This is a genomic window from Jeotgalibacillus alimentarius, from assembly GCF_000829445.1.
Taxonomy (GTDB): Bacteria; Bacillota; Bacilli; order Bacillales; family Jeotgalibacillaceae; genus Jeotgalibacillus; species Jeotgalibacillus alimentarius.
Window position 1 is genome coordinate 1 of record NZ_JXRQ01000021.1, and the last position, 20,760, is coordinate 20,760.

Annotated in this window: 16 protein-coding genes and 1 other annotated feature; of the genes, 9 read left to right on the plus strand and 7 right to left on the minus strand. The window is 42.4% G+C overall.

Annotated elements, in window-relative coordinates; all coding sequences use genetic code 11:
* Window positions 1-124: 124 nt before the first annotated feature.
* Window positions 125-1,804, minus strand: coding sequence for a septation ring formation regulator EzrA (locus KP77_RS11615; protein ID WP_041122914.1), 1,680 nt, complete (start codon window positions 1,802-1,804; stop codon window positions 125-127).
* Between the two features lie 143 nt (window positions 1,805-1,947).
* Between KP77_RS11615 and hisJ the strand changes: the two genes are divergently transcribed.
* Window positions 1,948-2,751: a histidinol-phosphatase HisJ gene (hisJ, locus tag KP77_RS11620; RefSeq protein ID WP_041122915.1), complete on the plus strand. Its 804-nt coding sequence runs from the start codon at window positions 1,948-1,950 to the stop codon at window positions 2,749-2,751.
* Here hisJ and refZ read toward each other — a convergent pair.
* The gene (refZ, locus tag KP77_RS11625; RefSeq protein WP_041122916.1) at window positions 2,727-3,347 is read right to left on the minus strand and encodes a forespore capture DNA-binding protein RefZ; all 621 of its coding nucleotides are present in this window, start codon (window positions 3,345-3,347) and stop codon (window positions 2,727-2,729) included. The genes hisJ and refZ overlap by 25 nt on opposite strands.
* 162 nt (window positions 3,348-3,509) lie before the next feature.
* Between refZ and KP77_RS11630 the strand changes: the two genes are divergently transcribed.
* Window positions 3,510-3,989 (plus strand): GAF domain-containing protein, encoded by a 480-nt coding sequence (locus KP77_RS11630; RefSeq protein ID WP_041122917.1) that lies wholly within the window; start codon window positions 3,510-3,512, stop codon window positions 3,987-3,989.
* Window positions 3,990-4,025: 36 nt separating this feature from the next.
* Here KP77_RS11630 and megL read toward each other — a convergent pair whose 3' ends face one another.
* Window positions 4,026-5,243, minus strand: a complete 1,218-nt coding sequence (gene megL, locus KP77_RS11635; protein WP_041122918.1) for a methionine gamma-lyase — start codon at window positions 5,241-5,243, stop codon at window positions 4,026-4,028.
* 149 nt (window positions 5,244-5,392) lie between these two features.
* Window positions 5,393-7,249 carry a sensor domain-containing diguanylate cyclase gene (locus KP77_RS11640; protein WP_052474125.1) on the minus strand — a complete coding sequence of 619 codons (1,857 nt, stop codon included), beginning with the start codon at window positions 7,247-7,249 and terminating at the stop codon, window positions 5,393-5,395.
* Between the two features lie 391 nt (window positions 7,250-7,640).
* Between KP77_RS11640 and rpsD the strand changes: the two genes are divergently transcribed.
* Both rpsD and KP77_RS11650 read left to right on the plus strand, forming a co-directional pair.
* Window positions 7,641-8,243: a 30S ribosomal protein S4 gene (gene rpsD, locus KP77_RS11645; RefSeq protein WP_041122919.1), complete on the plus strand. Its 603-nt coding sequence runs from the start codon at window positions 7,641-7,643 to the stop codon at window positions 8,241-8,243.
* Between the two features lie 148 nt (window positions 8,244-8,391).
* Window positions 8,392-9,555, plus strand: a complete 1,164-nt coding sequence (locus tag KP77_RS11650) for a DUF4317 domain-containing protein (protein ID WP_041122920.1) — start codon at window positions 8,392-8,394, stop codon at window positions 9,553-9,555.
* A gap of 151 nt (window positions 9,556-9,706) precedes the next feature.
* On the opposite strand, the gene KP77_RS11655 is transcribed toward KP77_RS11650, so the two are convergent.
* A complete protein-coding gene (locus KP77_RS11655) occupies window positions 9,707-11,227 on the minus strand; it encodes an FAD-dependent oxidoreductase (RefSeq protein WP_041122921.1) in 1,521 nt (506 codons plus the stop codon).
* A 152-nt stretch (window positions 11,228-11,379) separates the two neighbouring features.
* Here KP77_RS11655 and KP77_RS18415 point away from each other — a divergent pair, with 152 nt between their 5' ends.
* Window positions 11,380-11,592 (plus strand): PF20097 family protein, encoded by a 213-nt coding sequence (locus KP77_RS18415; RefSeq protein ID WP_041122922.1) that lies wholly within the window; start codon window positions 11,380-11,382, stop codon window positions 11,590-11,592.
* A 69-nt stretch (window positions 11,593-11,661) separates the two neighbouring features.
* Here the strand turns inward: KP77_RS18415 and tyrS are convergent, their stop codons facing one another.
* Entirely contained in the window at window positions 11,662-12,924 is a 1,263-nt protein-coding gene (tyrS, locus tag KP77_RS11665) for a tyrosine--tRNA ligase (RefSeq protein WP_041122923.1), read from the minus strand.
* A gap of 61 nt (window positions 12,925-12,985) precedes the next feature.
* Window positions 12,986-13,197: a binding site (T-box leader), on the minus strand.
* A gap of 215 nt (window positions 13,198-13,412) precedes the next feature.
* Between tyrS and KP77_RS11670 the strand changes: the two genes are divergently transcribed.
* The gene (locus KP77_RS11670; RefSeq protein WP_456152088.1) at window positions 13,413-16,307 is read left to right on the plus strand and encodes a transglycosylase domain-containing protein; all 2,895 of its coding nucleotides are present in this window, start codon (window positions 13,413-13,415) and stop codon (window positions 16,305-16,307) included.
* Between the two features lie 73 nt (window positions 16,308-16,380).
* On the opposite strand, the gene acsA is transcribed toward KP77_RS11670, so the two are convergent.
* Window positions 16,381-18,099, minus strand: a complete 1,719-nt coding sequence (gene acsA / locus KP77_RS11675) for an acetate--CoA ligase (RefSeq protein ID WP_041122925.1) — start codon at window positions 18,097-18,099, stop codon at window positions 16,381-16,383.
* 198 nt (window positions 18,100-18,297) lie between these two features.
* Here acsA and KP77_RS11680 point away from each other — a divergent pair, with 198 nt between their 5' ends.
* Genes KP77_RS11680 through KP77_RS11690 form a run of 3 tightly spaced genes read left to right on the plus strand, consistent with a single transcriptional unit; the run spans window position 18,298 to window position 20,753 of the window.
* On the plus strand, window positions 18,298-18,930 hold the full coding sequence (locus KP77_RS11680; protein ID WP_041122926.1) for a GNAT family N-acetyltransferase: 633 nt from the start codon (window positions 18,298-18,300) through the stop codon (window positions 18,928-18,930).
* Between the two features lie 12 nt (window positions 18,931-18,942).
* Window positions 18,943-19,590, plus strand: a complete 648-nt coding sequence (locus tag KP77_RS11685) for an acetoin utilization AcuB family protein (protein ID WP_041122927.1) — start codon at window positions 18,943-18,945, stop codon at window positions 19,588-19,590.
* Complete coding sequence (locus KP77_RS11690; RefSeq protein ID WP_041122928.1) at window positions 19,560-20,753, plus strand: acetoin utilization protein AcuC; 1,194 nt, start codon at window positions 19,560-19,562, stop codon at window positions 20,751-20,753. Before KP77_RS11685 ends, KP77_RS11690 begins: the two co-directional genes overlap by 31 nt.
* Window positions 20,754-20,760: the final 7 nt, after the last annotated feature.

Sequence of the window (20,760 nt, forward strand, 5' to 3'; positions counted from 1 at the left end):
ATTGTATAATCAGTCGTTCTTTTAGACACAAAAATGCCCCCTTCATAGTAGTAGAGAAGTTTTATTATTTCTCTGTCTACTTTGAAGGGAGCATATCACCTGATTTAGGAAGTACTGCTTTTTCTTATAGTGCATCGATTTTTTTCAGTGCACCCGGTTCTATTTTTTCAATTGATTCTGCTGCCTGCTCCAGGGCGTTTTGGTAGTCCCCGTTTCTGAACATTAGTTCTGCTTCGTTCAGACCGATATAGACCGTTTCATGACGGCTTCTGTATCGGTTGCCGTACTGGATAACCTTTTCAGCCTGCTCTGCAGCCTGAATCATTTCTTCAGTGTTAGCTGCAAATGTTTCAATCATCTTTTCAGTTGTCAGCGTGTGCTGATTAATTGCTTTCATATTCATCGGCCGTTCAGCCAGATAGGAATCAAGTGCTTCAATTTGTCTGATAATATCTTTTCTTTCTAAAAACCAGAACTCAGGAATTTTCGGAAGGTTTGCACCATCCACTGTTTTCTCCTGTTCTCTGACAGTTTTGATCTGATATTCCTGTTGTTCTCTTGCAGACATTTCGTCGCTTCTCAATTGCTCCAGCTCTGAAGCATATTTGCTGTGTTCTTCATTGATCACCAGCAGCTGGCTTTCAATTTGAGACAGCTCCTTTAATACGCCAGTATAAGGCTCCAGCTGTTTTTCAAGCTGTTTTGTCTGAAATTCAAATGAATGAGACAATTCCTTAAGCTGTTTTTCTTTTTCTTTGGGCAGGTCAATCTCTTTTTGGTCAAGCTGATACCCCTGACGAACATAATCCATTTCCCTCAGCAGCTCCTGATTTCTGGTATTTGCCGTATCGAGTAAATTCTTTACCTGCTCCTGTTTTTCAGGAAGTGAGCTTCTTGCATTTACCTCATCTTCAAGATCAGTAAATGCCTGATCCACTGTCTGTTGAATATGAATCCGGATGTCTTCAGCTTCAGTCAGTTCAAGTCTGACCAGATGCTTTTCCGCTTCTTTCAGCTTCACTTCAAGTTCAAGGCAGATATCTTCAAGATTGAGATGATGAATTGGGTAGCGCTGCTCGTCCATCTCTTTACAGGCACCTTTCAATTCAGCTACATCCCCCGGCAGCTCTTCAGTCAGATCATCAGCCAATGCCGGAGCTGCTTCAAGCATATTGTTGATTTCATTCATTTCTCCTGTGAGATAAAGAACAATTTCTCTTGCCTGAAGGTAATTACCCTCTTCAGTCAAATTATGATATTCGTCAAGCTTCGGTTCTAATGCGTGAATTTTGCGATCTAATGGTTCAGCAGTTGTACCGAACTGGCTGCGTCTGTTCCTGATCAGTGAAGCAGCATCTTTATAATCGGATTCCACCAGCTGAATTTCAGCGCGGTTTTTCTCATCGCTGCCCATTAATTCTTCAAGTTCTGATAGAATTTCATTCATATGTTCCTCAGCTTTGGTCAGTTCGACATCAATCTCTTCACGTACTTTCTTCGATTTGCCAAAGCGGAATTTATCTATATATTCTTCAGCGTCAAACAGCATACTGTCGACTTCAGCAAGCTGAATGTCTACAATATTCGTCCAGGATTCTCTCCACTTTTCAAAAAGTTCCTCTGTCTGACCGTTCATATTCAGCTGTTTTACTTTTGTCATTTCTTCAAGAACAGGTCTGTGCTGTATATCCAGCTTCTGTTCTTCAAGCTTATCTACTTGTTTATACTGCTGCTTTCTTAATGCAAAAGCAGTTATGATACATATAATAATGAAAATGACGGATCCAACAATTATGTACTCCATCTTATGCCTCCTGTTCAAGCAGCCCGTGTCTATGTCAATATGAAAAATGTATTGACTTTATGATACCATGTAACAAGTGAGATTTCTTGTTTTTTCTTGATTTTTTGACACGACTTTTTTCTTCTTTGAAAGGAAGGTTTTTGATGATAAAAAGAGATGGACATATTCACACGCCATATTGCCCACACGGTTCTAAAGATGCTTTTTCCCTATATACGGAAAAAGCAATTGAAGCGGGCCTCAAAGAAATCACTTTTACAGAGCATGCTCCTTTACCCGAAGGATTCACTGATCCTGTACCTGATCAGGATAGCGGAATGAAGCACTCTGACCTTGAGCACTATCTGAAAGATGTTGAAGAGACAAAAAGGAAATACAAAAAAGACCTGACAATTTATACAGGCCTTGAAGTTGATTATATAGAAGGATTTGAAAAAGAGACTGCAGATTTTCTACAACAGTATGGGTCATATCTGGACGACTCGATCCTGTCAGTACACTTTCTGAAAGCGTCAGATGAATATATTTGTATGGACTTCAGTCCCGCATCATTTGAACGCCTGATCGCGCTGGCCGGTTCAGCAGACGCTGTTCACTCTCTTTATTATCAGACAGTTTTACAGTCTATTCATTCAGACCTTGGACGCTACAAACCGAAGAGAATTGGTCATATGACGCTAGCGACCAAATTTCAGCGCCTCTATCCACCTCTTGATTCACATGAGCAGGAGATCAGCAGGATCCTTGAGGCCGTCAGGTCAAATAAACTTGAGCTCGATTATAACGGAGCCGGAACTGTAAAGCCTTACTGCCTCGAGACGTATCCATCATCTGCTGTAGCGACTGCAGCGCATAAGATGGGCATCAGACTCGTCTATGGATCAGACGCACATACTGCAAGCGGACTGATGCAGGGAACAGATCAGCTGATTGCACTCAACCCGTAGCATGTCGTCACACTGTTGAACCAGGTTTCAACGGTTCCAATATACTGCTTAGTAAAATAAGGATCAGCAATATTCACATGCCAAAGCTCTCTGACAGTCTGACTTTGCAGGAATGGTGTTGTAATCATTGCATTTAACTGGATCAGGAAAAATGCAGGGGACAGTTTAAAGCTGTACCCTTTTTCAATATCTTCAGCAATCAGCATTTTCCACAAATACTGCTCTTTTCTTAAATAACACGCAGTGAGCTCTCTGATCAATTGATGATCAAGCGTGATCTCCCTCCATGCAAAGCGGGCAAATCGATGGTGCTGCTGCTGAAACCGGATGACTTCAGAGGCTGCTGACATGACCGCACTGATACTCTGACTCTTTCCTTCGGTCAGCGATTTTTCAAGCACGCTCAGATAGGGTTCAAAAAACGCAACCAGACATTCCTCAAGCAACCCTTTTTTACCTGAAAAATAATATGAAACGGTCCCCACGTTCACCCCGGCTGATGCAGATATATCCCTGATACTCGTCCCGTGAAATCCCTTTGTAAAAAACAGGTCCACCGCTGTAGTCATAACTTCTGATTTCGTTTCACGCTGCAAGTCATACTCCTCCTCTCAAATAATTGCTTCATCGATCGCGATATGTTATACATTTATTATTCTGATTTCTTATTTCGCGGGGGTTCTTCAATCTTCCTTTAAAAACCGTTCATCAAATTATGCACGGGAAAGTCAAAACAAATCTGTTAAGCGGGTGATTTAATGTTTAATGTCGAAACGTATAAAGGCAGTAAGGAAAAGCAGTACAATATGCTGCACAAACAGCTGCGCGCATTGCTAGAAGGTGAACCGAACCAAATTGCAAACTTAAGCAACGCCTCAGCACTGTTAAATCAATTTTTAGGAAACACGAACTGGGTCGGATTTTATGTCATGGAGGATGGCGAGCTGGTGCTTGGACCATTCCAGGGGCTTCCTGCATGTGTCAGAATTCCGCTTGGGAAAGGTGTATGCGGCACTGCAGCAGAAGAAAACCGTACACTGCGGGTAGAGGATGTTCACACATTCCCAGGCCACATTGCATGCGATGCTGCTTCACAGTCAGAAATCGTTGTTCCACTTGAGAAAAACGGCGAAGTAATCGGTGTACTTGATATCGACAGCCCGGTTAAAAACCGGTTTGACGAAGAAGACCAGAACGGCCTTGAAGAATTCGCAAAAATATTAGTTGAATACCTATAAAAAAACAGCACGCATCTCCGCGTGCTGTTATTTGCTTCAACTTTCCATTTTCATCGAAGCTTTTTCTTCAATTTTATTGAATGCCTGGTCGAGGTCTTCCTTAATATCCTCCCACGATTCAAGCCCAACTGATAATCTCAGCAGCGTATCAGTGACTCCCATACTTTCTCTCGTGTCTTCAGGTACGACTGAATGAGTCATTGATGCCGGGTGCTGAATAAGTGTTTCAGCATCCCCTAGACTCACCGCAATTTTGATCATTTTCAGTTCATCCATAAAAGCCTGTGCCATTTCTTTCGTCCCGTTGAAGTCAAATGAAATTAAACCGCCCCAACGCTTCATCTGTTTTGCTGCAATATCGTGAGAGGGATGATCCTGATCTCCCGGGAAATAAATATTTCTTACAAATGAATGCTTTTTCAGATAATCAAAGATTTTTTCTGCGTTATCACAATGTCGATCCAGCCTGACCGCAAGTGTTTTCAACCCACGAAGCAGTAGCCATGCATCAAACGGTGACATGATTCCGCCAATATCTTTTTGCGTTGTCATCCGGATCTCACCAATCACTTCAGCCGACTTCGCGACAAGTAGCCCCCCGATGACATCACCATGACCGCCAATATATTTTGTCGCACTGTGTAAGACAAAATCTGCTCCTGTTTTTAAAGGATTCTGTAAATATGGTGAAGAAAAAGTGTTATCCACAACGACTGGAATTCCTTTTTCCTGTGCGATACGGCAAACGAGTTCAAGATCAATTAATTCCATTGTTGGATTAATCGGTGTTTCCACATAAATACACGCAGTGTTCGGTAAAATTGATTGTTTCATTGACTCCTCAGAAGACAGATCAGCAAATTCATGTGTGATCCCGAATTTCTCTTCCATCATTTCAAGTAAACCGAATGTACAGCCATATACACCTTTAGAGCATACGACATGATCGCCTGACTTCAGCAGGTAAAACAGGATCGCGGACACAGCAGCCATTCCTGAACCAAATGCAAGCGCGCCCCCGCCTTCTTCAATTGCTGTCATTCGGTCTTCAAGAACCCTGACAGTCGGATTACCTAAACGAGAATATATATATCCTTCTTCATCACCTGCAAAACGTCTCTCTCCCTGCGCTGCATGATCGAACGTATACGTCGATGTCTGAAAAAGTGGTGGTGTTAATGAACCTTCATACTGTCTTGAATCATACCCGCTGTGAATAACCTCAGTTTCAATCTTTTTTCTCTCTTTACTCATGATAAGCTCCCCTTAAAAATGTAATCGCTTTCATTTCCTATTTTACTTGATTTTCATTAAATTTCAATACGATCTCCCATATGAAAAAAGCAGCTATTACATAAATGTGTAAATTCGCTGCTTCTTTTAGTCAGTATGCGATCATATCATCAGTTTATTTTTACTTTTGGATGATCCAGTTTTTCAGCATCACCATTTAACCAGACGACCTGGTTTTTACCTGAATTTTTCGCCTGATATAGTGCGACATCGGCCCGTCTGACAAGGTTAATCATCAAATCAGGCTTACTGCGGTTCCAGTTTGCTACGCCGCAGGAGATTGTAACTGACGGGTCAGTCATTTCCTGAACAGATTGTCTCAATTTTTCAGTTAATGCTACACCTTCTTTTAAAGACATATTACTGAAATACAGAGCCAGTTCTTCGCCTCCCCATCTTGCACCAACGCTATTTTCCTTTTCAAGCAGACGCAGTTGGCCGGCCAGTTGAATAATGACCTGATCACCTACCTGATGACCATACGTGTCATTAACCTTTTTGAAGTTATCAATATCGATTAAGATAAATACACCTTTTTCATCGCGCTTAATTGACTCTTCTACAAACTGATCCAGATAATGACGGGCATACAATCCTGTCATATGATCCCGATTGATCATTTCCTGCATTTCAACCCGCAGCATTGCATTGACTAAAGCGAGTGCTGAATGATGAACAATTGATTTGAACAGTTTATACATTTCAAATGAAAAAGCGTACGAGTCCTTATGCAGCACAACGCAGAATCCCTTCAACTGCTTATGATGAATCATTGGTACAGCAATCAGTGAACGATACCCTGCTTCAAGATCACAATCAGACATATAGACGGCATCTGTACCGTCAAACAGCTGCTGTTTAACATTTTCTATATATACTTTACCTTCATCCGTGTCAAAAAAAGCAGAACTGCCTTCAACAGTTTTCCACTCTTCACCTTCGACCCAGACAAATCCTGTCTGATCCGGTTTAAGGGCTTTTTTAATCTGGTTCGCCAGGTAGCCCATCATTTCATTTAAATTGAGGTTTGCATTTAATTCATGAGACAAATCATTAATCAGCTTCAGATCATCAATCAGCTGTCTTGATTGCTCATACAGTTTTGCATTCTCAAGTGCGTTCCCTGCGGTTGTTGACAGCACCTTGATGAATTCAATTTCATGATTCTTCAGTGCTTTGTTGATTGACCCTTCAGTTTTCAAAAGCCCGTATACCCCCTGCTTACCTTTTAATGGGGAGTACATGGATGAATGATCTTCCTGTTCATCAATGGTAATTTCTGAAGAAACAAATGCGTGCATGAGCGCCTCGTTACTCGTCTGATAATCAATATATTCAATCGGCAGACCTTTCTCCACACCCTGATCATCTGAAAGAATGAGTGTGAAGGTGTAATAAGGGAACGTATTTTCTAAAGAATGAATAATTTTTGCAAGCACTTCTGACACATTCATATGGGAATTGAAGGCCTCTGTCACTTCGAACAATTCATGGTATCTCTTACGTTCTGTAGCTGTTACTAGCATTCTCCGGACATTCTGATAAAGGACAGAAGTATCACATGCCAGTACTGAAATCATGACCGGATCCTTTACCCATCCAGCTTCAGGAAGCGTCCGGACAGCAATGAAGCCCATTAATTCAGCCCGTTCGTAGCAGGGAATTAATATATCTCCCTTTTTAAGCATCCACTCATCCCGGTCCATAATCATGTATGGTTCATTACCAATACGTTCGAGCAGCCACTGCCCGCCTATAGGCCGTCCAGGCTTCTTTTCAATATATTCATACAGACCATCGCCTTCTTTATATAAATAGAAGGTTTCTTCCACATCAAAATGATCCTTTAACAGATTTGACAATTGACGATACCAAGACCTGATTGAAATTTCCCCTGACATAGAGTGCGCCAGAATATCAAATACTCCGGCTTTAAAGCGGTCCATAAATGGTTTCAGCGAATCCATCTTTTCACCTTCGTCTCTTTGGTATAATATTACTTCTCATTTATGTATTTTTCAGATATTTACAAATACTAATTATAGCACAATTCCTGTTGAATACTATAGTTTCATTCTGACTTTTAAAACAGATTTTTCACCAAAAAGTGCAGCGGGGTTCTTGACGATTCTTTAAAAGAAGTTGACAAAAGGTTTTATAGATCGTATGATAATCTTTGTGTAAAATAATGCAGCCTTTTGTGAACACATGAATTGCTCATTTTGTTCCTGTCACATACAGGTGCATCGTGTAACCCCTGCTGCAGGGCGATGGTGCAAGATAACAAAATGGGGATTGATGGTTTATCACATGGTTTTTATTTTACAACAAAATAAAAACACAAGGAGGAGTCAAAATATGGCTCGTTATACAGGTCCATCTTGGAAACTGTCTCGTCGTCTTGGTGTTTCACTAAGCGGCACTGGTAAAGAATTAGAAAAGCGTCCTTACGCTCCAGGTCCACACGGTCCTACTCAGCGTAAAAAACTATCTGAATATGGTCTTCAGCTTCAGGAGAAGCAGAAGCTTCGTCACACTTATGGCGTAACTGAGCGTCAATTCCGTAACCTATTCGATAAAGCAGGTAAATTACCTGGACGTCACGGCGATAACTTCATGATTCTTCTTGAAACTCGTCTTGATAACCTTGTATACCGTCTTGGTCTTGCACGCACTCGTCGTCAGGCGCGTCAGCTTGTAAACCACGGACACATTCTTGTTGATGGTTCACGCGTTGACATTCCGTCATACAGCGTAAAGCCAGGACAATCAATCAGCCTTCGTGAGAAATCACAGAAGCTTAACATTGTTCAGGAAGCAATCGAGCTTAACAGCTTCACTCCTGAGTATGTATCATTCGATGCTGACAAGCTTGAAGGTACATTCACTCGTTTCCCAGAGCGTAACGAATTAGCTGCTGATATCAACGAAGCACTAATCGTAGAATTCTACTCTCGTTAATCTTAGAACGTTGAGATTAACATCAAAAAAGCCTTTGAAATGTTTAATCGACATTTCAGAGGCTTTTCTTATGTCTGATTTTTGAGCAAGGTATATGATAAGATGATTGATGCCGAACAGAAATATGCCATGAACAGGAGTGATTTACTTGGAAAAAAAAGATGTAGCCGGTATTCGTAATCAATTGAAGACTGATAATGATCTTCTGAGAATTTCAGATATCTTTAACGTTTACATCATGAAAGAATCCACGGAAATTTATCATGCTGAAAGACAGCCTTTTGAAATGCTCGACAGCGACCAGCAGGAGCTTTTCATGAAAAATTTCAAAAAGGTACTGACCGGTCAGATGAATGAAAAACTATTCGAACTGAAATTTAAGCGTGATGCTGAAAACAGCAGTCAGCTGATTTTACATAAAGGACTTCTTGGTGAAGGTGAAGACTGGCAGGAACAGATGCTGATGATGACTGAAAAGATGATTCAAAATCCGTTTGAAAAAGATATTGTCATCACCTTTATCAGAGGCGAATACATGAAGCCCACCAGAAAAAGAAGCGAAGAATCTGAAGAAAGCAGCAGGGACACTGTCTACTCCCACCCATTTACGCTGTGTGCAATTAATAAAACGGAAGAACCGAAAAAAGAAATACAGTTTGATTATATTGAAAAAGAATTTAAGTATAAAGTAGAGGTCGATCCGGTTATTGACCTGAAAAATCCGATGACTGGATTCCTGTTTCCGTGTATTACGAACCATGCATCCGACGTCAACCACGTGCTGTATGCGGCACCAAAAGCAAATGAACCTGACTTTCACTTTATTGAAGAAGTGCTGAACGGTGAGGATATCATGACTGCACAGGAAGATAAGGCTGTCTTTGAAGAAGTGATTAAGAGCGTTGTCGGTGATCAACTCTCCCCTTCCACCCTTGCAAAAGTGTATAGTGAAATTCATACCTCAATTGAAGAAAATGAAGAGGATGAGCCGCCTAAGCTTGATTATAAAGACGTTGAGCGCGTATTAACAAACAGTGGGCAGCAGGTGGAAACTGATAAAGTGAAGGAAGCTTTTCAGCTGATAACTGATAATGAGGGGTATGAATTAAAAGCAGGCAGTATCGTGCCGAAATTCAAGACGAAGTCAATAAAGATCCAGACAATGATTGCCAACATTTCAATCAGCCCCCAGGATCTGCAGTATGTCAGACAGGTTAATTATAAAGGGAAACGCTGCATTATGATTGAGATTGAGGAAGATGCAGAGATTGATGGATTTAAAATGCTGCCTGAGGCGTTTGGTGAAGAATAAAAGAATAAGCTGAGACATACATAAAATGTCTCAGCTTTAGGCGGTGCTTTCTGCAGGTGCGCCGTTTTGTGGCGCCATCACCGTCTGCAGCTCCGTTCACCTTAATCATTTATTAATACTGAAAAGTGATAAGATATTCTTCTGCCGCTATTTATTTCTTTTTCAAAGGAGTGACAGCCGGTCCTTCGAGTACGGCACCGTCAAAGGCGAACCGTGAACCGTGACATGGGCAATCCCAAGAGCGTTCGTCCTGATTCCATGCACATTCACACCCCATGTGTGTACATGTAATATCAACTTTATGAAGTTTTCCTTCCTCATCGCGGTAAGCACCTGTCTTCCCGCTTTGATCTTTAATAATGCCGCCTTCTCCACTTAAAATATCTTCTTCAGATTTGCCCGGGCTTTTGAGTTTCCCTTTGACAAGCTCAGCTCCAACATTGGCATTTTCACTGACAAATGTTCCAATAGAAGAAGATACATCATGGTCTGATGGATCAAACAGATGCTGAAAACGATTATGTTTGTGGGTGATTAAATCTTTGATGATATGAGCAGCTGCTGTCCCTCCGGTCATACCCCACTTCCTGAATCCGGTCGCAATATAAATGTGTTCATGGTGACCTGTAACCAGACCTGCATATGGAATACCGCTGACTGTATACAGATCCTGCGAGGACCATCTGTACTTAAAGTCACTCACGCCGAATTTTGCTTTAGCGAAAGACTCCAGACGTTCATATCTGCTTCCTTCAATATCATTTTGACCGGTTTTGTGTCCCTCTCCACCGATAATCAGAAGCTTTTTCCCGTCTTTATATGGTGTCGTTCTGATCGATTTTGTCGGATTGTCTGCACTGATATACATCCCCTCTGCAAATGACTCTTCCACTATTGCTGCTGAGGTATAAGACCGCTCCGGTTTAAGCCTTGAGAAATAGAGGCCTTTAAAATCAACAAAAGGAAAATGAGTGGCTGCAATCAGTTTTTTCGCTCTTATGACATGTCCATCTTCAGTCTTTACTTCTACCCCATTGCTATGTTCATCAGCATCGATCAGCCGCGTCTTCTCATAGATTTTACCGCCAAGCTTGAGATATTCATTCAATAAAGCTTTTAAATATTTCACCGGGTGAAACTGAAATTGATTTGGCATTTTTAACACTGCAGAAGCTCCAACATCATATGGCATTTGATCTGTGAACTCCCCGTCAATTCCTAGTTCCTGATAAGCCTTCCACTCTTTTTCAAGCTGCTCCGGCTGGCTGGTTGTATAGACCCCTGCCTCCTGAATACTAAAATCACAGTCAATCTCATGTTCATTGATCTGCTGTTTCATCCAATTCATCGCTTCTGTATTGGCTTCATAATACAGCTTCGCTTTTTCTTTTCCATGCTGGGTAATAAACTGGTCATACACCACTCCATGCTGCGCAGTTACTTTTGCAGTTGTATATCCTGTAGTTCCCTGGAAAACGCGATTAGCGTCAGCAATTGTCACTTTAAACCCTTCTTTAACAAGTAACAGTCCGGCTGTAATGCCGGCAATCCCTGCCCCTGCAATCAGAATATCCGTTTCGTGGTTATCCGTAAGTTTTTCAGCGTCCGGCACACCGTCTTCAAGCCAGTAGGACTGATTAATAATATATTGATCGATAAATGATTCACCCATTGTGAAAAAACCTCCTCTGCTCAATACTACTAACATTTCCTATGACTGTTTATTTTAAACAAACAATATGACATGATATTGGAAAATTCAGCCTCCTTCCTTTAACATGGAAATATCAAATACGTAATAAAGGAAAGGTGTTGAGCGTTCGAATGAATGATTCAAAGAGTTGTCCTGAATGTAATCAACCGTTAAAGAATGGATATATCGTTTCATCCAGAAGAATTTCCTGGTCTGAATCAGGTGAATCAGTATGGACTGATGTCAAAAGTGAAGTACTCATTAAGGACGCATGGTTTAAACTTAAGAAAACTCCGGCATTAAAATGTGAAACGTGTCATCTGGTGATGTTTAAACCTCAATAAAAGAGCATCGAATTGTGAAATTATTCGATGCCCTTCCTGTATAGTATTTAACATGCCTCTTTGATGCTCTTACGCGTACTGAATCATAAAGTATTTCTTTTTACCACGGCGGATAATAGTGAATTCATTGTCTAATCTGACAGACGCATCAAGTTCAAAGCCAAGGTCCTGTACTCTTTCACCATTAATGTATACTGCACCGTTCGTTACATCCTCACGCGCCTGGCGTTTTGATGATGAGATTTTGGCATCTACAAGAACGTCTACAAGGTTAATCGACTCCCCATCTTTAATCTGATGAGTCGGAACATCTTTGAAGCCTTCACGAATTTCAGCACTGCTCAACGATTTCAGATCACCGCTGAATAGTGCAGCTGTGATTCTCTTTGCCTGATCAAGCGCTTCTTCACCATGAATCATTTTTGTCATTTCTTTTGCAAGCGCTTTTTGAGCTGCACGCAGGTGCGGCTCTTCTTCAACTGCTTTTTCCAGTCCTTCAATTGTTTCTTTATCAAGGAATGTAAAGAACTTCAGGTATTTTACTACATCAGCGTCAGTTGTGTTGATCCAGAATTGGTAGAACTCATATGGAGACGTTTTTTCCGGATCAAGCCAGATTGCACCGCCTTCAGTTTTTCCAAATTTGGTACCGTCTGCTTTTGTCACAAGCGGAATGGTCATCCCGAATGCTTTTGCCTGTTCATCATTCATCTTACGAATCAGTTCAAGACCTGTTGTAATATTCCCCCACTGATCACTGCCGCCAATCTGCAATTTACAATTGAATTCCTGATACAGGTGGTTAAAGTCCATTGCCTGAAGAATCGTGTATGTGAATTCGGTATATGAGATGCCTGTTTCCAGACGTGATGAAATCGTGTCTTTAGCAAGCATGTAATTAACACCAATATACTTCCCGTAATCACGCAGGAAGGTAATCATATCAATCTGGCCGATCCAGTCCAGGTTGTTAACCATAATTGCTTTATTGTCACCTTCAGCTGTATATAGTCTTTCAAGCTGTTTTTTAATCGCTTCTACATTGTACTCAACCTGTTCACGTGTCTGCAGCTGACGTTCTTCCTTCTTACCGCTCGGGTCACCAATTTGACCTGTTGCACCGCCTACAAGAACAACCGGACGATGTCCATGCTCCTGAAATCTTTTCATTGTCAGAAACGGCAGCAGATGACCGATATGGAGACTGTCAGCTGTCGGGTCTGCACCACAGTATAAGGATACCGATTCTTTTTCAAGTAACTCTTTCATTCCTGCTTCGTCTGTCTGCTGGTAGATGATTCCCCGCCACTGTAAATCCTGTAATAAATCCATTGTAATTCCTCCTTTAGTATCACGTACAAAAAAACGCATAAAAAATATCCCTTGCAATCAATGCAGGGACGCTTTTATGCGTGGTACCACCCGGCTTAAGAAGAGTCAACTCTCCCTCACTCAATGATATATCGGATCTCTCCGGTTTTTCCAGCTAAAGAAAAACTGCTCCAAGAATGTAATTCGATTCCCTGACGTAGCGGTTTTCAGCAACCACCGCTTCTCTGACTGTTACGATCAGTGTCTCTACTCCGTTCTCTTCTGTGCATTTTCATATGTGCTTTAATAAAGATAGTTTTAGCATAAATATTTTTCTTTTGTCAAGACTTTACTGTACTCTCGTAATCTCTTTAAATTTACATTTCATCTATTTAAAATATGTTATAATCTTTAAGATGCTGCAAGGAGGATGATCTATATTGTCAGACCAAAATAAATCATTCCGTGACCGGTTCAGAAAATGGAGCGAAACCTCCAGCCGGATCGGGTTGCCACGGAAGCTGCACACATCTTATCAGGTTTTCTGGAACTTATTATTAATTTTAATGATTTTTATTGTAATAGGGGCCGCTTTTGCCGGAGGTGTCGGTGCAGGGTATTTTGCTTCTCTTGTAAAAGATGAAGAGGTGCAGTCACAGGAGACACTGGCGCAAAATATTTATAATTATACTGAAACATCTGATTTATATTTTGCAAATGAGGTTTATCTCGGCAAGATCCGCACAGATCTTGAAAGAGATGAAGTTGCACTTGAAGATGTTTCACCACTGCTCATTGATGCAGTGATTGCCACGGAAGATGAATATTTTATGGAGCATGATGGGGTTGTCCCAAAAGCAATCATGCGTGCAATATTTCAGGAAGTAACAAATGCTGCCAACCAGACCGGAGGCAGTACGTTAACACAGCAGCTGATCAAAAACCAGGTGCTCACTAACGAAGTATCTTTTGACCGGAAAGCGAAGGAAATTTTACTGGCACTCCGTGTAGAAAGATTCTTTGAAAAAGATGAAATTTTAGAAGCATACCTGAATGTGGCTGATATGGGCCGTAATGCTTCCGGCAGAAATATTGCCGGTGTACAGACAGCTTCTCTGGGACTTTTTGGCGTGAATGCCAGCGACCTGACACTACCGCAGGCTGCTTTCATCGCAGGACTTCCACAGGCACCATTCGGGTATACGCCTTTTACGAACAATGGCGAGTTGAAGTCAGATGAAGGTCTTCAGCCTGGCAGAGACCGTAAAGTGGAAGTTCTCTCCAGAATGCTGAGAGACGGAGCCATTACGCAGGCGGAACACGATGAAGCAGTCGCTTATGATTTAACACAGGATTTTGTTGCACCTACGTCAGGTGCACTTGAACGTTATCCTTATGTAACGGAAGAACTTGAGCGTCGCGCTAAGGAGATTCTGAAATATGTCCTTGCTGAAAAAGATGGTTACTCACGTGATCAAGTTGATGCAAGTGATACTTTAAGAGACAAATATTCTCTTCTGGCGGCACGTGATATGCGTCAGAGCGGATATCAGATTCACTCTACAATTGATAAAGAAGTCTATGATGCAATGGAAGAAGTAAAAAATAATTACGAACGTTTTGATGAAGAAAGAGAAGGCGAAGAGTGGGATCCTGAAGCTGGTGCCTTTGTTCCTGTGATGGAACAGGAACAGGTTGGAGCTGTATTAATGGATAATGATACAGGCAGAATTATCAGCTTCACTGGAGGGCGTAATCACGAAAGAATGAGTTTGAATCACGCGACACAGTCATTCAGATCCAGTGGTTCTACAATCAAACCTTTAGCTGTATATGCACCTGCTGTGGAATATGGTCTTATTGGAGCCGGTTCTCCAATAGCAGACGTCAAATTCAATTATAATGGCTGGGAACCGCTGAACTATGTATCTTACAGAGAATACGGATTGATTCCTGCAAGAACAGCACTTGCAGCGTCTCATAACCTTTCTGCTGCGAGACTATATGGCAGAATGCTGCAAAGCGGTTATAACCCAGGTGAATTTCTTGAAGTCATTGATCCTGAGAAAATTGAAGAAGTGGAATATCAGAACCCTGCATTTTCTCTCGGTGGCATGACTTATGGAATAACAGTTGAAGAAAATGTCTCAGCTTATGCTGCAATTGCAAATTACGGTCAGTACAATGAACCATATATGATTGAAAAAATTCTGGACCGTGACGGAAACGTTGTCTTTGAACATGAACAGGCACCTAAAGAGATGTTCTCAGCGGCTGCATCCTATGTCACGATTGATATGATGAGAGATACATTAACATCAATCGGGTCAGGCCGAAGTGCACCCGGTTATCTGAACTTTTCAACAGACTGGGCTGGTAAATCCGGAACATCACAAGGCACAAGAGATAACTGGTTTATCGGTTCAAATCCGGAGGTTACATTTGGATTATGGCTTGGCTATGATACACCAAAAGAATTAAGATACCAGAGTTCAGTCCGCGCAATTAATCTGTGGGCTAATATGATGAACAGAGTGAATGAGTTAAGAACAGAATTAATTGATCCGGAATACACCTTCCAGCAGCCTGAGGGTGTTGTGAGCCGCTCGTTCTGTACATTTACAGGACTACCTGCGGGTCAGGCTTGTGCTGGTGCAGGTCTTGTTACATCCGATCTGTTTACAACTGCATGGAGCCCATCAGGCGAAGATGCAGGTCTTGAAACATCAAGGTATGTAGTCAGAAATGGTCAGCGTTATATTGCGCTTGATTCAACTCCTGCTGAGTTCTCTTCAACAGGTGCAATCTTAAGTCCTGATTTTGCTGAACAAATGTTATTCCCTTACGGTGGAGATGCTTCAAAGCTCTTCCCTGAGGATAATCGATTTTTTGATAATATGCTTGTTGCAGACAACACGTTAAATGATGACGGCGCGAGTCCTGCTGGTGTATCTGCAAGTGCTTCAGGCAGTACTGTAAGCTGGAGCGGATCTGGCAGCGGTGACGTTGTTGGTTACCGCGTGTATTCAGGCAACAGTGTTGCTGCGATCAGACAGTTTGATGAGTCGAGATCAGTTACACTTCCTGCGGGAACCTATCAGGTGGTTGCAGTGGATGTAGCTGGTAAGGAATCTGCAAGATCTAATGAAGTACGAATCGGCACTGAACCAGCTCCTGAAGTAACAGAACCTGAAGAACCTGCAGATAATGCAGGCGGCGGTAGTGCAGGTGGTGGAAGTACACCTCCTCCAGAGGAACCTCCAGCTGAAGAAGAGCCGCCGGCTGAAGAAGAGCCTCCAGCCGAGGAAGAACCGCCGGCTGAGGAAGAGCCTCCAGCTGAAGAAGAACCTCCGGCCGAAGAGGAACCTCCAGGTGATGAACAGCCACCGGGTGACGGAGAATAAAAAAATTGGAGCTGCAGTTTGCAGCTCCGTCATAGTGAAAGCCCCTGGCAAATGTGCCAGGGGCTTTTTTTGATCAGTCTTCCATTGTAGATAAGTCACCAGTTGGCAAGTCAAGCTCCCAGGCCTTCAGGACACGTCTCATAATTTTACCGCTTCGTGTCTTCGGAAGCTTATCCTTGAACTCAATTTCTCTCGGTGCTGCGTGTGCTGAGAGACCTTTTTTAACATGCTGTCTGATCTCTTCTTTCAATTCATCACTTGCTTCATAACCTTCTCTCAGAGCAATGAATGCCTTGATAATTTCACCGCGGACCGGGTCCGGTTTACCAATCACCCCTGCTTCAGCAATTGCCGGATGTTCTACAAGCTTACTCTCCACTTCAAATGGACCAACGCGTTCACCTGACGTCATAATGACATCGTCGATTCGTCCCTGGAACCAGAAGTAGCCATCTTCATCCTGATAGGCAGAATCGCCTGATACATACCAGTCACCCGGCATGAAATAGGATTCATATTTTTCTTTATTGTTCCAGATAGTATGCATCATGGAAGGCCAGCCTTTTTTCAATGCAAGATTACCCATCCGGTTTGCAGGAAGCTCATTCCCCTGATCATCTACAATCGCTGCTTCAACACCCGGAATCGGTTTACCCATCGAGCCCGGTCTGATCTCCATCGCCGGATAGTTACAGATCATTTGTGCACCCGTTTCAGTCATCCACCACGTATCGTGAATACGGTGATTGAATACTTTCATTCCCCATCTGACCACTTCAGGGTTTAGCGGTTCTCCTACACTTAATACGTGTCGCAGATGCGAAAGGTTGTATTTCTTTACAAGCTCATCTCCGGCACCCATCAGCATACGGAATGCAGTCGGCGCACTGTACCATACTGTCACTTCATAATCCTCTAGTGTCTGATACCATGCTTCCGGACTGAATCTCCCCCCGACAATGACAGAAGTTGTACCTGTCAACCACGGTCCGAATATTCCGTATGATGTACCTGTCACCCAGCCTGGGTCTGCTGTACACCAGTAAATATCATTTTCCTTCAGATCAAGCACCCATTTCGCAGTCTGATAATGCTGCATCATGGCACGCTGCACGTGAAGGACTCCTTTAGGTTTACCTGTAGAACCGGACGTATAATGCAGGATCAGCCCGTCATCTTTCTCAAGCCATTCAATATCAAATGAACGGTCAGCCTGATTAAAGTGTTTCTTGAAATCAATGTACGTCTGGTCTTCCTCTACATCTTCCCCCACTACGATGACATGCTTCAGGCTCGGCAGTTCATCAACCGGGATCCGCTCAAGAAGTTCTGGTGTCGTAATAATCGCTTTTGCATCACTGTCTTCAAGGCGGTCTCTGACTGCCCCTTCCATAAATGCTTCAAAAAGCGGACCAACAATTGCACCAATTTTCAGCGCACCAAGTAATGCAAAGTATAATTCAGGTGACCTTGGCATAAAGATAAACACGCGGTCCCCTTTTTCAATATCTGCCTGACTTTTTAGCACATTGGCTGCCTTATTTGTCAGTTCTTTCATTTCTCTGAATGTATATTTCTCATTTCTGTTTGCATCTCTGTAATACAGCGCAATTTTGTTCTTTTTATCCCCTTCTGCATGACGGTCGATTGCTTCATATGCCATATTAATCTTACCGGTATGATGCCATGAAAATTCTTTCTCTACCTCACTCCAGTCGAATGATTCAACTGCAGATTCATAGTTTTGAAGATTGTAATCCCCTTTAACTGCTGGTAGCGCTTCCAATTTCATATTATCTTCCCCCTATGTACAAGTTCTTTTACAGTATAGTACACTTCCAATATTATCTCAATTTTTTTAATATTCCATCTAACGCTTGTTTTTTGAGATGATCTGTTAATAACATTCAATTTCCGTTTTTGTTGAAAGCGCTTTTATAATTAAGGTATGCTGTATAGTAGGATTACTATGAAATGTAGGTGACAGTGAATGGACCATCCAAAACTTTATAATGCCAAAGAACTGAAAACAGCTAAAGGTACCATTATGATTGAAGGTCCTGTATCAAAAGAGCAGCTTGCATCGATGGAGTTTCACGAAGATCTTGTTGCTTTCAGAGTACCTGATCAGCAGCATAAAGCGCTGATTGAAATTGCAGGACTTCCTGAAGGCAGAATTATTATTGCAAGAGAACACAACACAATCGTCGGTTATGTGACCTACCTGTATCCTGATCCCCTTGAGCGCTGGTCTCAGGGAAAAATGGATAACCTGATTGAGCTTGGTGCGATTGAAGTGATTCCGAAGTACAGAGGTGCTTCAGTGGGTAAAAACCTGCTGCGCGTTTCTATGATGGATGATGCAATGGAAGACTATATTGTGATCACTACTGAGTATTACTGGCACTGGGACTTGAAAGGAACTGGCCTGAATGTGTGGGATTACCGGAAAGTGATGGAGAAAATGATGAATGCAGGCGGACTTGAATACTATGCGACTGACGACCCTGAAATCAGTTCCCACCCTGCGAACTGTCTAATGGCCCGTATTGGCAGCCGTATTGACCCTGAATCAATACAGAAGTTTGATCAGCTCAGATTTATGAATCGATTTATGTACTAGGAGGGATGTCTTGTGATCATTGAGGATATGATGGTGCGCGACGTACATACACTTGCGCCGGATTCCACGCTCGCTGAAGCGATTGAGTTAATGGGTAATAAAAAGGTCCGCCATCTTCCAGTTACTGATGTGACTGGAAAAGTGGTCGGAATCATTACTGATAGAGATATAAAAGAATTCTCTCCGTCTCCTTTTCAGACGAATGAAAATAAAGACCTTTTTGAAACGAAGCTGCTTGATATCATGACAACACCGGTTATTACCGGACATCCACTCGACTTTGTTGAAGAGATTGCTGTACTTTTTATGGAAGAAAAAATCGGCTGTCTGCCCATTGTCAGTGATGATAAATTGATTGGTATGATCACAGAAACGGATCTGCTTCATACGCTGGTGCAATTAACAGGTGCCACTCAGCCCGGATCGCAAATTGAAGTGAAAGTGCCGAATAAACAGGGCATGCTATACGAGGTGGCCGGAATCATCAGGAAAAACCACTCAAATATTCACTCTGTCCTTGTCTATCCTGACCGGCAAGATGAAAATTATAAAGTACTAGTATTCCGCGTACAAACAATGAACCCAATGTCCGTCATTGAAGATCTGCGCGCAGAAGGGCATGATGTATTATGGCCAAATCTTCCAAGCTCACCACTGTAGAAAAAGATGCAGTCTTTATTTACTCTGATGAATTATTAAACTACCGTTTTTCAGATGACCATCCTTTCAATCAGAAAAGACTGCAGCTGACGCTGGATTTATTGAAGTTTTCAGGTGTCATCTCTGATTCGGACATTATACCTCCCCGGGTCGCATCTGATGAAGAATTGAATCTGATTCATGATTCTTCATACATATCTGCTGTAAAAATGGCTGGTAAAGGGGAGTTATCACGGGATAAAGCAGAGAATTTCGGACTGGGAACAGAAGACACGCCCATTTTTAAGGATATGCATGAAGCGAGTGCCAGACTTGTCGGGGGCACACTGACTGCTGTGGATTATGTCATGGAAGGTAAAGCACAGCATGCTGTAAACCTTGGGGGCGGCCTGCATCATGGCTTTAGAGGAAAGGCATCAGGGTTTTGCATTTATAATGACAGTTCAGTTGCAATCCGTTATATGCAGGAAAAGTACAACGCACGTGTATTATATGTAGATACAGACGCGCACCACGGAGATGGCGTTCAGTGGTCATTCTACGATGATCCGACTTCCTGTACGCTTTCCCTTCATGAGACAGGCCGGTATCTGTTTCCGGGAACCGGGGCTGTCAATGAACGCGGACATGGCAAAGGGTATGGATACTCTTTTAACATACCGCTTGACGCTTTTACTGAAGACGAATCATTCCTGGAAGCTTACAGACGATCATTCAGGGAAGTTGTTGAGTTTTTCAGACCTGATGTGATTATTACCCAGAATGGTGCAGATGCTCACTGTCTTGATCCGCTGACACATCTGTCTTCGACAATGAAAATTTATGAAGAGATTCCAAAGCTTGCTCATGAGCTGGCGCATGAATATTGTGAAGGCAGATGGATTGCAGTAGGCGGAGGCGGGTATGATATCTGGCGCGTTGTGCCAAGAGCATGGTCGCGCATCTGGATGGAAATGACCGGCCGCTATCCAGGTACTGCTGAATTACCTGAAGAATGGCTTGAAAAATGGCAGCCTGAATCTCCTGTTCCATTGATTAAAACATGGCAGGATCCAACAGGTATTTACAAAGCGATTCCGCGCAAAAAAGAAATTACAGAAAAAAATGCACAGACAATTGAAAAGGCTTTGTATCAATTACTCAAATCAAAAAACCAGGGATAGTTCCCTG